Below are 12,651 nucleotides of genomic sequence, written 5' to 3'. Positions count from 1 at the left end.
AAACGGGGCGAAGGTAAAGGAGTTTTTCGAAAATGCTGAAAGGACTGATCATACAGGCGTCCCACACAGAGACGTTGGAGACCGCTCTGACAGCCTCCGGGCTTCCCTGGAGGAAGGTTCCGGGCGGCAGCGGAGAAGTGCTCACAGAGGCTTCCGGAAGCCTTGGAAAGCCCAAAGAACTGTTGTGCCTGGTAGAGACAGACGCAGAGGAAAAAGCCGCGCTGGAGCAGGGCTTCTTCTGTATCGGTTACCTGAATCCGGAGCTGCCCGGCCAGAAGCTGTCCGGCTGCCGGATTCTGCTGGAGGGCTTTGAGGAGATTGATCGAGGGTTTCTGGAGCAGGTGCATACGAGAGCCCTGGGGCTTCCGGTGCGGATAGCGGAAACAAGGCGTCTGATCCTGAGGGAAATGACCCTTTCCGATCTGCCGGAGCTGAACCGGATCTGCCGGGAAAACGGCCTGCCGGAGACCGGGGAAGAGGAGGCGGGTGCCTATATCCGGTATATGTATGGCCTCTATCAGTGCGGAATGTGGGTGGTACTGGAGAAGGAGAGCGGCAGAATCATCGGCCGCGCCGGTTTTGGAATCGCCGATTATCTACCGGAGGCGGAGCTGGATCTGGGGTATCTGATTGACACGCCTTATCGGAGACAGGGCTACGGGGAGGAAGCCTGCCGGGCGGTGTTGGATTACGGAAGGGACTGGCTGGAGCTGCAAAGGATCAGCGCCTATGTGGAGGAAGAAAATCAGGTGTCGGTTCATTTGCTGGAAAAGCTGGGCTTTCAGAGGCAGCTGGAATTTCTTTGCCGGGTCTCCGGCCGGAAAAAACAGATGTACCGGTATGAGAAAAGGCTGGAGTAACCGGCGGAAAATTCCACTTCCTAAATGCGTTGGCAGGAAGAAAAAAATATGATAAAATGACCGTAACTTTGAAAAATGATGTATCAGGAAGGAAACGAACATCTTGTATAATTTATATGAAAAGATAAAGAACGGGGAAGAACTGCGGGAGAGCCTGTCTGTCATGCGCGGAGTCCTGCGGGACAAAAAAGAAGGACCGGCCGCTGGGCTATGGCTGGACGAAAGATTCGAGGAGGAGCCGGAGGTACTGCTTTCCCTTTTAAAATCAGAGGACGCAAAAATCCGGAAAAACGCGGCGCTGGTGCTGGGCCTTTTGGGACGGGACGAGTGCCGGGACGCGCTGCTTGCAGCCTATGAGAAGGAAGAGCAGCGGTTTGTGAAAAGCGCCTATCTGCTGGCGCTGACGGGCTGCGACTGTGAAGAACGGCTGGATTTCTTCAAGGAGCGCAGAAGAATTCTCCTGGGAGAAAAGCGGACGGCGGAAAATGACAAGCACCTCCGGGAAGAGCTGGAGGCGCTGAACGGCCTGATTTCTGAGTATGAGACGGCAAAACGGCGGCGTTTCGTGAGAATGGAGGGGCCGGTGGATGTAATTCTGACCACCTGGAAGGATTACCGGGATCTGACGGCGCAGCAGATTACCAGAGGCCAGGTCAGCATGATGGGATCCGGGATGCGGGTCCGGGAAGGGGAGCTTTCGGAGCTTCTGTCTATCCGTACCTGGAGAGAGCTGTTATTCTGCCTGGATATGGAAGAAATTTCCAGAGAAAACGGAGCGAAGGAGCTGGCAGCCTCCAATCTGCGGGAGCTTTTGAAGCGCCATTACGAGGGAGGCGCGCCCTGGCGGTTCCGGATCGAGTGCCGCGGAAAGATGAACCTGGAGGAGCGCAGCCGTTTCACGAAGAAGCTGGCGGACGGGCTTATGATGGAAACAGGAGGTACTTTGTTAAACGATACCTCCGATTACGAGGTGGAGCTTCGTCTGATTGAGAAAAAATCCGGCGGTTTTCTGCCCCTGCTTAAGTTTTCCGGACTGCCCGATCGGAGATTCGCCTACCGGAAGCACAGTGTGGCGGCTTCCATGCAGCCTGCCCTGGCAGCCATGCTGGTGGAGCTGACGAAGCCGTACCTCAAGGAAAATGCCCGGGTACTGGATCCCTTCTGCGGCGTGGGAACCCTGCTTCTGGAGCGGAATTATGCGGTACATGCGGATACCCTTTACGGCGTAGACCTCTTTGGACCGGCTATAAAGGGCGCACGGGAAAACGCGGCGATAGCGGGAATACCGGCTCATTTTATCAACAAGGATATCCGGGACTTCCGGCACGAATATAAATTCGATGAGATAATCACAGATATGCCCGGCGAGGGTAAAAACCGTACAGCCCACGATGTGGAATATCTGTACCGGGTTCTCTGCGAGCGGGCGGAGGAGCTGTTAAATCCGGGCTCCATGCTGTTCCTGTACGCCCACGACCGGGGCTATGCGAAGCGCTATATACGGGAGACGAGAGGCCTGAAGCTTCAGAAGGAATGGCGGATCAGTGAAAAAGAAGATACCTGGTTTCTGGCGGTTCGGTACGAAGGGTAATTGGAAATATGTGGAAGAATAAAAAACGAAAGTCCGGGAGGACGGGAAACCAGGAACGCATAGCTTTGTGGCTGCTGGCGATGTGCCTGCTGTGCGGGCTTTTGGGAGGCTGCGGGCAGAACCGGGTTGAAGCGGCAGAAGCTTCAGAGTCCCGGACAGAACCGGAAAGCTCTGCGGCAGAACCGAAGGCTTCGATGAGAATAGGACTGATCTTGACCAGCCGGGACGATCCGGAGAATGAGAGCGTGGAGGCAGTCTTTCAGGAGCTGGCAGACCGTCTGGGCGCAGAGCTTCGGGTAAAGACGCCGGACGTATCGGCGGCAGAGGCTGACGAGGCAAGGAAGCTGACATACCATACCTTTGTGCTGTGCGATGTGGATCCGATAGAGTACCAGATGCTGGCCGTGAACGAGCTGGTGGCAAAAAATGTGGACGTAATTGCGATTCACGCCAATCACGAGGAAGCGCTGGAGAGCGTGCTTTCGGCGGCCCGGGGCGTGGGAATCCGTGTGATAGCCTTCGGACAGGAAGTGACAGAGGAAAGCTGCGATGAGTATGTAAAGACCGCGGAACAGGCGGCGCTTGAGATAGAATAATGGGACGAAAAACCGGGAGGGCCGGCGTAGTGAAAGAAACATTCGCCGGTCCCTCCCGGTTTTTCTGTGTACGGCGGCGGGAGCGAGCGCGGACGTGACAGCCAGAAAAAGAGGAAGCTATATATTCCACGGGAGTGTCCGGCTTTTCGCGGATTGCTGTCTGGCAGTGGCGGACTTTAGAGTCCGACACAGACAGACGGCTGTCCGAGAAACGTCCGAACACGGTGGAATATAAGCTTCCCAAGTTTCGTCCCTTTTTTTCGTACACCTATCTACTCCAAATTCAACCGATTCTTCATATAATACCAGGTCAACCCATATCCAACCCCACTCTGGACCAGTGCAATAAGCGCGGCGATAAGAGAGCTGAGCCAGAAGGCCGTCGTGGAGGACCAGTTGGCGGAAAAAACATTGAGAGTCATAGACAGACTGGAAAACAGACTGGTTCCCACCGGATAAACAGTCGAGGTTATTCCGGTAAGGATTCCGCTGACCAGGTTGAAAAAGATAGTCACGCCGACAAAGATACCCACGGAGGACAGAATTTTATGGCTGTGGAAGCTGTGGCCGATGGTGATACACATATAATAAAGCAGGATACTGGCCATCTGCGACAGGAAAAACAGCGGGATTTCCACAAGGAGCGCAGTGCCAAAGGACACGCCGTAAGCCTCCCGGAAGCTGCCAAGCAGGTAGGGAATCTCGTCAAAAACTCCGGTAAGCACAGTCTTGTTCAAAACCATCGTCAGAACAGAAAGGACTATGAGCAGAAGATCCACCGAGATCCAGACCACAGACACCAGGAGCTTGCTCAGAATCTGCTGGTGGACCGATACGGGGAGGGTGTGCATCAGGTAACCCTCATCGGTAAAGAGATTCTTCCGGAACCGCAGAATAGACAGGTAGATGGCGGTAATCAGCCCAATGGCTACCAGGGCGATGATATAGAAGATCATCAGGGAAACGTCCGCGAAGCTTACCCATACATTTCCCACATCGAAGGAGGGCCGCTTCAGGGCCAGCTGGATATAAAAGCGTCCGATCAGAGTGATACCGATAAGCCCCAGGTGAAGAGGGATCATCAGCCGGTTCACAGATTTAAATTCAAATTTGATTAATTTTCCTAACATCTGAATACCTCCCGGAATAATGCGTCTACGGATTTTCCTTCCTGCTCCCGGATTGCGTCTACCGAGGTGTGCAGGCGGATATGGCCGTTCTGAATGAAAATCACATCGTCCAGTACGCTCTCGATGTCAGAAATCAGGTGCGTGGAAATCAGGACGGACGCATTTTCATTGTAATTGGAAATGATAGTCTGCAGGATATAGTCCCGGGCTGCCGGATCCACGCCGCCGATGGGCTCGTCCAGGCAGTACAGGTCGGCGTCCCGGCTCATGACCATGATAAGCTGTACCTTTTCCTTGGTACCCTTGGACATGGTGGACAGGCGATCCGCCGGGTTAATGCCCAGCCGGTTCAGCATATCCTCCGCCCGGCTCCGGCTGAAGTCCTCATAGAAGTTGCAGAAAAAATCCAGGATATCCGTGACCTTCATCCAGCTGTTAAAATAAGTACGCTCCGGCAGATAGGACACGACCTTTTTCGTTTCCGCGCCCGGCTCCATGCCTTCGATATAGAGATGTCCGGAGGTGGGAGTCAGAAGTCCGTTTATAAGCTTAATCAGTGTGGTTTTGCCGCTTCCGTTAGGACCCAGAAGTCCGATGATACGGCCCCGGGGAATGGAGAGGCTGATATTGTCTAGGGCTGTTTTAGAGCCGTACTGCATGCTCAGACTGTCACAGCGTAAAAGTTCGTCCATTTATGTTTCCTCCTTGATTTCTCTGGTGAGCAGGCTTAAGATTTCTTCCTTCCGGAAGCCAAGCTGCTCCATGGTGCTCAGAAATTGTTCGATTTGTTCTTTCGCCAATTGTTCCTTTAAGTTCTTCATAATCTGTGTATCCTCTGTGATAAAGCGGCCGCTAGTGCGCTGGGCGTAAACCAGTCCGCTGCGCTCCAGTTCCGTCAGGGCCTTCTGCATGGTGTTGGGGTTGACAGCTGCTTCGGCAGCCAGTTCCCTTACGGAGGGAAGTTTTTCGCCCGGTCGGTAGACGCCTGCGATAATGCGGGTTTTGATCTGATCCTCCAGCTGCAGGTAGATAGGACGGGTGTCATCCAGAATCCATGGCATGGGTTCACACTCCTTTCCAAAAATAAAATTGTATTACTTAACTAGTACAATAAGCGATGAAAAGGAAAATGTCAAGAGGGTAAGGAGAGATTCAGAAAGTTTTAAGAAATAGAAAAAGAAGCCGGACGCAAAAGCTGCGTCCGGCCCCGGATAAGTGATTTACTGAGCGGTTTTATCCGCGTCGATTACGGCCTGAATCTGCTTCATCAGGGCGTCGTAATTCTCCTGGATATCGACTCCGCCAAGCAGGGGCTCGCCCACAACCCTTCCATTGCGGTCCACAAGAATTGTGGTGGGGAAGGCCATAATATCAGCGGCGTATTTACCTGCGTCTGAGTCGGAGACCAGGGAGAGATTGCGGTATTCGGCGCCCTGGCTTTCCAGAACCTTCTTTGCCTCAGCAATGGCGTCTTCGTTTCCGTCGAAGGTATCGGTGTTGACGCCGATCACTTCTCCGCCCATGGATTTGAGGGCTTCGTTCATTTCATTCAGCTTGGACAGCTCAGCCACGCAGGGCTTACAGCCGGTGAACCAGAAATTCACCACCGTTACCGCATTTTCAGAGAAGAGACTTTCATCTACGTCATTTCCGTCGAAATCTGTTCCGGAGATGTGCCGGAAGGTAACGGTGTCGTCAGAGCCGTTGGAGGGTTCCGTAGACTTGGCGGAATCTAGCTGATTTTCCAACTGGGCAATCTGCTCCTCAAGGCCGCGGATCGTTTCGATATCCTCATGGAGTGTGTTCAGCTCTTCCTCCGTAAAGGCGTCCGGGTTGGAATCCACCGTGTCCTTAAGATAATCCGCGTAATTTCCACTTGGGTCCGCATTGCTCTTGCTCATCAGGGCGAAGGCCTTATCCCAGGCAGTCTTGTGATCCGCAAAGAGCTGGTTTTCCTGCTGGTATAAATCGTCCAGGGCAGCGTTTTGGTCCTCGGCTGAGCCGGAGGCGGAAGTGGACGGACTGCCGGTTCCGGCGGCGTCCTTTCCGGCGCACCCGGTAAAGGCTAAGACGATACAGAGCGTGAGAAGGGTAACGATACGTTTGCTTGCTTTCATGATAAAAATCTCCTTTTTCAATCATATTAAAATAATCATTTAGATATCTTTTCCCAGGAACTGGTAATGAATCGCGTCCTTGGGGCAGGCCTTCATACAGGCGCCGCAGCGGATACATTCCGGGTGATTGGGCGTTTTTCGGACGTCCACGTCCATGCCGCAGACACGGGTACATTTCTGACAGCCCACGCAGGAATCCGGATCCACCCGGATGCTGAGCATGGATACCCGGTTAAATAAGGAATAGATGGCGCCCAGCGGGCAAATCCATTTACAGAAGGGGCGGTAAAATAGGATACTTAAGAGTACTACCGCAATGAGGACGATGCTCTTAAAGGTAAACAGCCGTCCAAGGGCAGAACGGATAGCGGCGCTTCCGAGGGACAGGGGAATCGCGCCTTCCAGAACGCCCTGGGGACAGATGTATTTACAGAAAAACGGATCGCCCATGCCGATGGAATTCGTTGCCAGCAGAGGAAGCAGGATAACGAAAATCAGCAGAATCAGGTATTTGAGATACCGCAGGGGCTTAAGCCTTGCCGTGGAAAGCTTTTTGCCGGGAAGCTTATGGAGCAGATCCTGAAACCACCCGAAGGGGCACAGAAAGCCGCAGATAAATCTGCCCAGCGCTACGCCCAGTAAAATGAAAAATCCGGTGATATAATAGGTAAACCGGAATTTGGAGGAACCGACCACCGCCTGAAAGGCTCCGATGGGACAGGCTCCCGTGGCGGCAGGACAGGAATAGCAGTTTAATCCCGGTACGCATACAGTTTTGCCCTTGCCCTGATAGATTCTTCCCTTGAAAAAATTAGGAATATGAATGTTCGTAAGTAGGGCAGCCACCGCCTGAATCCAGCCGCGCAGCCCGGCTATTTTTTTTGACAGATGATTTCGTTTCTTATCCAATACCCACGCACTCCAGACATAATTTGATCGCTTTATTCAGTACGACAACGGCTTCTCCCCGGGCGGCGCCCCAGAAAATCATGGCGATACCGGCGCAGAGCAGCACAGGCTGCAGGATTTTTTTATAGTTCAAGTTTTTTCCCCTTTTCTTGATGATAATGGTATTATACAATAAAGGGTGTAAAATTTCTGTTAAGCAAATGGAGAAATGATTTTGAGATTATTGATTGTAGAAGATGAGAAAGAATTGTGCGATACCGTAGCCGCAAGCCTGTACCGGGCAGGCTACGAGGTGGACACCTGCTATGACGGCGAAGAGGCTCTGGATTATATCCTGACGGAGGAATACGATCTGATTGTGCTGGATCTGAATCTGCCGGGTATGGACGGAATGGATCTCCTGCGGGAGCTGCGGCAAAAAAATGAAGAGACGAAGGTTCTGATCCTGTCGGCGCGAAGCCAGATCGTGGATAAGGTGGAGGGCCTGGACGCGGGCGCCAATGATTATATGGAAAAGCCCTTTCATCTGCAGGAGCTGGAGGCCCGGATTCGAAGCCTGACCCGGCGAAGCTTCGTGCAAAAGGACGTCTGCCTGACCTGAGGGGCTGTCCGGTTCGACACAAGAAAGCGGCAGGCCAGCGCCAAGGGCGAGCCTGTGACCCTGACCCGGAAGGAAAACGGAATTCTGGAATATCTGCTCCTGAATCAGGGCAGGCCCGTAAGCCAGGAGGAGCTGATGGAGCACGTCTGGGACGCGTCCGTGGACAGCTTCAGCGGCGCGATCCGGGTACATATGTCTTCCTTAAGAAAAAAACTGAAGGCGGTGCTGGGATACGATCCCATCGTAAATAAAATCGGGGAAGGCTATCGGATAGTGGAGGAAAGCGAATGAAAAAAATGTCGCTCCAGTGGAGACTTACGCTGATTACAACCCTGTTTATCGCCGTTATATGCGGCTGCCTGACTCTGTTTGTCTACGGAAACGGTGTCTACTATATGGAGTCCCTGCAGGATACGGTGGATGCCCGGACCGGGGAGGAAGCCGGAGAGAACCGGGAGGAGATCTATATCGATATTCCGGACGATAAATGGGACGATTTTGTAAATAATTTTTCCATACAGGTCTACAACAGCAAGATGGATTACAAAAAAAGAAGCCTGGTTTTTTCCGCGCTGATGGCGCTCCTTGGCGGCGTGGCGACCTATTTTATCAGCGGACGCGCGCTGAAGCCTCTTTCGGAATTTTCCCGGAAGATCGGGGAGGTGGAGGCACAGAATCTATTGGATTCCAGGCTGGAGGAAAATAAGGTAGCGGAATTAAACCAGCTCAGCATTTCCTATAATAAAATGCTGGAGCGTCTGTCGGAGGCCTTCGAGGTGCAGCGGCAGTTTACCGCGAACGCGGCCCACGAGCTTCGCACGCCGCTGGCCGTGATGCAGCTTCAGCTGGATTTATATCATGCGGGGGAGCATCCGGATCCGGGCAAAAGCGCGGAACAGACATGGAAAATGATCGGGGAACAGACCGAACGGCTGAGCAAAATGGTAAAGACCCTCCTGGATATGAGCGAGCTTCAGACTATAGCGCGGGATGAGAAAATCGAACTGGACGCGCTGGTGGAGGAGGTGCTGGCGGATCTGGAGACCCTGGCCCGGGAAAAGGAGATAAGCCTTGGGAAAAGCTGCGAGGAGCTGACCATGTCCGGCAGCGATATCCTTATCTACCGACTGGTATATAACCTGGTGGAGAACGCTATAAAATACAATCACCCGGGCGGAAGCGTCCTGGTGACGGCAGCCCGGAAGGACGGGCAGATCTGTCTTAGGGTGGAGGATACGGGAAATGGAATTCCGGAAGAACTGAAAGAACGGATTTTTGAACCCTTTTTTCGCCTGGACAAATCCAGAAGCCGGGCTCTCGGGGGCGTGGGTCTCGGACTTGCCCTTGTGCGTGAGATTGTAAGAGTGCACGACGGCCGGATCGCGGTGCTCGAACGGGCCGGCGGCGGTACGGTCTTTGAAGTGATCTTCTAAGAGGCTTACTTCATATTGGCGAACCGCTCCACGGCCTTGGTGAAGCTTTCGATGGTCTTATCCGGGTCTCCGTGCTCAATGCCGTCCCGGACGCAGTGCTTGATGTGACCCTCCAGAACCACCTGCCCTGCCTTGTGAAGGGCGGATTTGGCAGCGTTGATTTGGGCCAGAATGTCTTCACAGGGGATATCCTCGTCGATCATGCGGTCGATGGCCTGCACCTGGCCGATGATCTTTTTCAATCTGCGGTGCAGATTATCGGAATCCATACATTGTCTCATAGTGTGATACCTCCCGGGAAATTCGTATGTGTTCCATTATAGAAGCAACGGGGAAAACTGTCAAGCAACGGGGAATTTTCACTGTACAGAAGCCCTTTGCTGCGTTATAATACAGCATAACACCAGTGCGGCGCTGTGACGCGTTACAGAGGCGCATGAAACAGAAAGAAAAGATGAGGAGCAAGATGATGTATAAGGAAGTCGCGAAATTAATTTTATACCGGGATCTGGGAGAGAACAGCATTTTACGGAAGCTGGCCGGGATTTTTGAGGACTATGAAAAGGACCAGTGCAGCGCCGCGGAGCTGACCACGCGGATTTATGAGCAGATGAAGGCGCTTCTAGATCTGTCCACCATGTACGGCTTTGACGAGAACCTGTGGCACAATTACCTGACCTTCATTCTCTTAACCAATGAGAACTCCTTCAGTATGACCAGCGAAAAGGTGGGGGCCAACGACGGCACCGTCAACCACTTCGCGAAGGCGGATTTTAAGGTGTTTAAACACCTGTTTGATTATGATTTCAGCTCCATCGAGCGGGATCTGGAGATCGACTGCTTCAGCACCGTCTGCCACTATAAGGCCATTGGCAAAAAAGAGCGGATGTACAATAAAAACGTCAGCGAAAAGGTACAGGCGGTGAGCCGTCAGATTGAGCAGGCAGAAGATGAAAATGAAATCTTCAAAATAATTACAGATTTTTACAAAGCCTATGGCGTAGGTATGTTCGGCCTGAATAAGGCCTTCCGGATCCGTGAGGCCGGAAGCGGGGTGGAATTCCTGCCGGTCAACAATACAGAGCAGGTGCTTTTGAAGGACCTGGTAGGCTATGAAATTCAGAAGAAAAAGCTGGTGGACAATACGGAGGCCTTTGTGAAGGGACTTCCGGCCAACAATGTGCTGCTTTTCGGCGACGCCGGCACCGGAAAATCCACCAGTATCAAAGCGATTCTGAACGAGTATTACGATCAGGGTCTGCGTATGATTGAGATTTACAAGCATCAGTTTCAGGATTTGTCTTCGGTCATTGCCCAGATTAAGAACCGGAACTACCGTTTCATTATCTACATGGACGATCTGTCCTTCGAGGAGTTTGAGATCGAGTATAAGTTCCTGAAGGCGGTCATCGAGGGAGGTATGGAAACCAAGCCGGATAATGTGCTGATCTATGCGACCTCCAACCGCCGTCATCTGATCCGGGAGACCTGGGGAGACAGAAGCGATATGGAGCAGGACGAGGGTATGCACCGTTCCGACACCATGCAGGAGAAGCTGTCCCTGGTGGCCCGCTTCGGCGTGACCATCAATTTCTCCAAGCCTACCCAGAAGGAGTATTTCCAGATTGTGACAGAGCTGGCGAAGCGTTATCCGGAGATAACCCTGACCGACGAACAGCTCTGCGCCGAGGCCAACAAGTGGGAGCTGAGCCACGGCGGTATCTCCGGCAGAACGGCCCAGCAGTTTATCAATTATCTGGCGGGAAAATCGGAGAACGTGTAACGACATCTCCTGTTTTATTGTAATCTACCGTCTTATCAATTTCCGCTCCGCCACATGCAGTCCCTGATAGAGCCCCATGGCCAGGATACACAGGATAACGATGGACATCAGCACCAGATCCAGCTGGAAGACCTGGCTTCCGTAGATAATGAGATACCCTAGACCCCGGCGGCTTCCGATGAATTCCCCGATGATGACGCCCACCAGACAGAGCCCGATGTTGACCTTCATGGTGTTCAGAAAGACCGGTACGGAGCCGGGCAGGATCACCTTGAAAAGCACGTGACGGCGGCTGCCGCCCAGGGTGTAGATGAGCTTGATTTTCTCCGCCGGAACCTGCCGAAAGCCTGTATACAGGGTCAGAATACTGCCGAAAACCGCCACGGAAATGCCGGCCACGATGATGGTCCGCATATTGGCGCCCAGCCAGACGATGAGAAGCGGGGCCAGGGCAGATTTGGGCAGGCTGTTCAAGACCACCAGGTAGGGCTCCAGAGTCCGGGAGAGGACCGGGGAAAGCCAGAGCAGCACCGCGGCCGCAAGGCTTAAGAGAAAGACCAGAAGGAAGCTCAGCAGGGTTTCCAGAAGCGTCACCCCAATATGGAGAAAAATCGATCCGTCCCGGCTCATCGTGAAAAAGAGACGGAGCACCCGGCTGGGACTGCTGAAGATAAAGGCGTCAATCAGGTGAAAGCGCGTGCTGAGCTCCCACAGAACCAGGAACAGGAGAAAGATCAGAAAACGGGCCAGGAGGACCCGTTTTTGCTGCGCGTGCTGCTTTTGCAGAAAGCTCTTCTGGGCCGGAGAACAGGGAGTGGTATCATGCACAGTCGTTCAGCTCCTTCCAGATGATATTGAAATATTCCTTGAATTCCGGGGCGCTGCGGGAGACGAAGGGCGTCCGGTCAGGAATAGAAAACTGAATAGCTACCCGTTTCCGGATCCGTCCGGGACGCTTTGACAGCACCAGCACCTGGTCAGCCATACTGATAGCCTCCGAGAGATCGTGAGTGACAAGAATGGCTGTCTTTTTTTCTTTTTTCAGAATGCCATAGATATCGTCGCAGACCATCAGACGGGTCTGGTAGTCCAGGGCGGAAAAGGGCTCGTCGAGCAGTAAGAGCTCCGGATTGAGGGCCAGGGTACGGATCAGGGCGGCGCGCTGGCGCATGCCGCCGGAGAGCTGGGAGGGACGGGAGTCCCGGAAGTCAGACAGTCCGTAGGCGGTCAGCAGCTCCTCTACCCGCTGAAGCTTTTCCGGGGTTTTCTGTTTGCGGATTTCCAGCCCCAGAAGGACGTTGGCGTAGACAGTGCGCCATTCGAACAGGTGATCCCGCTGAAGCATATAGCCGATGTCTGCCCGGGCGTCCCGGACCGGCAGTCCCTTCAGCGAGATGGTTCCCTCCTCCGGCAGAAGCAGGCCGGAGATCAGGGAGAGCAGCGTGGATTTCCCACAGCCGCTGGGCCCCACCACAGCCAGAAAATGACCTGGCTGCAGGGTAAAAGAGATATCGGAAAGAGCCGGAGTTTCGCCCTCCGCCTGATGGTAGGCAAAGGATACATGCTCCAGCGTAAGCAGCGGATTCATAGGCAGGCCTCCAGAGGTTATATCATTATCTTATGGCAGACGG

General features: G+C 53.3%; 14 protein-coding genes and 1 pseudogene. 6 read left to right on the top strand and 9 right to left on the bottom strand.

Features of this window, described 5'->3' with window-relative positions; all coding sequences use genetic code 11:
* Positions 1 to 32: 32 nt before the first annotated feature.
* The 3 genes from ACTNCH_RS01790 to ACTNCH_RS01780 all read left to right on the top strand — a co-directional run bounded on the left by ACTNCH_RS01790 (position 33) and on the right by ACTNCH_RS01780 (position 3,047).
* Positions 33 to 860 (top strand): GNAT family N-acetyltransferase, encoded by an 828-nt coding sequence (locus ACTNCH_RS01790; RefSeq protein WP_441015317.1) that lies wholly within the window; start codon positions 33 to 35, stop codon positions 858 to 860.
* A gap of 103 nt (positions 861 to 963) precedes the next feature.
* Positions 964 to 2,451 carry a methyltransferase domain-containing protein gene (locus ACTNCH_RS01785; RefSeq protein ID WP_441015319.1) on the top strand — a complete coding sequence of 496 codons (1,488 nt, stop codon included), beginning with the start codon at positions 964 to 966 and terminating at the stop codon, positions 2,449 to 2,451.
* A gap of 8 nt (positions 2,452 to 2,459) precedes the next feature.
* Positions 2,460 to 3,047, top strand: coding sequence for a substrate-binding domain-containing protein (locus ACTNCH_RS01780; RefSeq protein WP_441015321.1), 588 nt, complete (start codon positions 2,460 to 2,462; stop codon positions 3,045 to 3,047).
* A gap of 272 nt (positions 3,048 to 3,319) precedes the next feature.
* Here ACTNCH_RS01780 and ACTNCH_RS01775 read toward each other — a convergent pair whose 3' ends face one another.
* From ACTNCH_RS01775 to ACTNCH_RS01750, 6 genes are all read right to left on the bottom strand, one after another.
* A complete protein-coding gene (locus ACTNCH_RS01775; RefSeq protein WP_441015323.1) occupies positions 3,320 to 4,177 on the bottom strand; it encodes a hypothetical protein in 858 nt (285 codons plus the stop codon).
* Positions 4,171 to 4,869, bottom strand: a complete 699-nt coding sequence (locus ACTNCH_RS01770; protein WP_441015325.1) for an ABC transporter ATP-binding protein — start codon at positions 4,867 to 4,869, stop codon at positions 4,171 to 4,173. The genes ACTNCH_RS01775 and ACTNCH_RS01770 overlap by 7 nt, the downstream gene beginning before the upstream one ends.
* Positions 4,870 to 5,238: a GntR family transcriptional regulator gene (locus ACTNCH_RS01765; RefSeq protein WP_441015327.1), complete on the bottom strand. Its 369-nt coding sequence runs from the start codon at positions 5,236 to 5,238 to the stop codon at positions 4,870 to 4,872.
* A gap of 159 nt (positions 5,239 to 5,397) precedes the next feature.
* Entirely contained in the window at positions 5,398 to 6,294 is an 897-nt protein-coding gene (locus ACTNCH_RS01760; protein ID WP_441015329.1) for a TlpA disulfide reductase family protein, read from the bottom strand.
* Positions 6,295 to 6,333: 39 nt separating this feature from the next.
* A complete protein-coding gene (locus tag ACTNCH_RS01755; RefSeq protein ID WP_441015331.1) occupies positions 6,334 to 7,203 on the bottom strand; it encodes a 4Fe-4S binding protein in 870 nt (289 codons plus the stop codon).
* Entirely contained in the window at positions 7,196 to 7,336 is a 141-nt protein-coding gene (locus tag ACTNCH_RS01750; protein WP_441015333.1) for a CD1871A family CXXC motif-containing protein, read from the bottom strand. The genes ACTNCH_RS01755 and ACTNCH_RS01750 overlap by 8 nt, the downstream gene beginning before the upstream one ends.
* 75 nt (positions 7,337 to 7,411) lie before the next feature.
* Here ACTNCH_RS01750 and ACTNCH_RS01745 point away from each other — a divergent pair.
* A pseudogene (locus ACTNCH_RS01745) lies at positions 7,412 to 8,095 on the top strand (response regulator transcription factor).
* A complete protein-coding gene (locus ACTNCH_RS01740; RefSeq protein ID WP_441015335.1) occupies positions 8,092 to 9,237 on the top strand; it encodes a sensor histidine kinase in 1,146 nt (381 codons plus the stop codon). The pseudogene ACTNCH_RS01745 and the gene ACTNCH_RS01740 overlap by 4 nt, the downstream one beginning before the upstream one ends.
* A 5-nt stretch (positions 9,238 to 9,242) precedes the next feature.
* Here ACTNCH_RS01740 and ACTNCH_RS01735 read toward each other — a convergent pair whose 3' ends face one another.
* Entirely contained in the window at positions 9,243 to 9,518 is a 276-nt protein-coding gene (locus ACTNCH_RS01735) for a metal-sensing transcriptional repressor (RefSeq protein WP_441015337.1), read from the bottom strand.
* Between the two features lie 188 nt (positions 9,519 to 9,706).
* Between ACTNCH_RS01735 and ACTNCH_RS01730 the strand changes: the two genes are divergently transcribed.
* On the top strand, positions 9,707 to 11,020 hold the full coding sequence (locus ACTNCH_RS01730) for an ATP-binding protein (RefSeq protein ID WP_441016126.1): 1,314 nt from the start codon (positions 9,707 to 9,709) through the stop codon (positions 11,018 to 11,020).
* A 24-nt stretch (positions 11,021 to 11,044) separates the two neighbouring features.
* On the opposite strand, the gene ACTNCH_RS01725 is transcribed toward ACTNCH_RS01730, so the two are convergent.
* On the bottom strand, positions 11,045 to 11,848 hold the full coding sequence (locus ACTNCH_RS01725; RefSeq protein ID WP_441015339.1) for an ABC transporter permease: 804 nt from the start codon (positions 11,846 to 11,848) through the stop codon (positions 11,045 to 11,047).
* Positions 11,841 to 12,608, bottom strand: a complete 768-nt coding sequence (locus tag ACTNCH_RS01720) for an ABC transporter ATP-binding protein (RefSeq protein WP_441015341.1) — start codon at positions 12,606 to 12,608, stop codon at positions 11,841 to 11,843. Before ACTNCH_RS01720 ends, ACTNCH_RS01725 begins: the two co-directional genes overlap by 8 nt.
* Positions 12,609 to 12,651: the final 43 nt, after the last annotated feature.

Source organism: Candidatus Merdisoma sp. HCP28S3_D10, assembly GCF_052065835.1.
Lineage (GTDB): Bacteria > Bacillota > Clostridia > Lachnospirales > Lachnospiraceae > Laedolimicola.
Note: the sequence above shows the minus strand (reverse complement) of the source record. Positions and strands in the feature narration are given on the sequence as shown.

Bases quoted from the DNA above. Each gene is read 5' to 3' on its own strand.
- ACTNCH_RS01790 (WP_441015317.1), top strand. From the start codon at position 33: ATGCTGAAAGGACTGATCATACAGGCGTCCCACACAGAGACGTTGGAG.
- ACTNCH_RS01780 (WP_441015321.1), top strand. From the start codon at position 2,460: ATGTGGAAGAATAAAAAACGAAAGTCCGGGAGGACGGGAAACCAGGAA.
- ACTNCH_RS01775 (WP_441015323.1), bottom strand. From the start codon at position 4,177: ATGTTAGGAAAATTAATCAAATTTGAATTTAAATCTGTGAACCGGCTG.
- ACTNCH_RS01770 (WP_441015325.1), bottom strand. From the start codon at position 4,869: ATGGACGAACTTTTACGCTGTGACAGTCTGAGCATGCAGTACGGCTCT.
- ACTNCH_RS01765 (WP_441015327.1), bottom strand. From the start codon at position 5,238: ATGCCATGGATTCTGGATGACACCCGTCCTATCTACCTGCAGCTGGAG.
- ACTNCH_RS01760 (WP_441015329.1), bottom strand. From the start codon at position 6,294: ATGAAAGCAAGCAAACGTATCGTTACCCTTCTCACGCTCTGTATCGTC.
- ACTNCH_RS01740 (WP_441015335.1), top strand. From the start codon at position 8,092: ATGAAAAAAATGTCGCTCCAGTGGAGACTTACGCTGATTACAACCCTG.
- ACTNCH_RS01735 (WP_441015337.1), bottom strand. From the start codon at position 9,518: ATGAGACAATGTATGGATTCCGATAATCTGCACCGCAGATTGAAAAAG.
- ACTNCH_RS01730 (WP_441016126.1), top strand. From the start codon at position 9,707: ATGTATAAGGAAGTCGCGAAATTAATTTTATACCGGGATCTGGGAGAG.
- ACTNCH_RS01720 (WP_441015341.1), bottom strand. From the start codon at position 12,608: ATGAATCCGCTGCTTACGCTGGAGCATGTATCCTTTGCCTACCATCAG.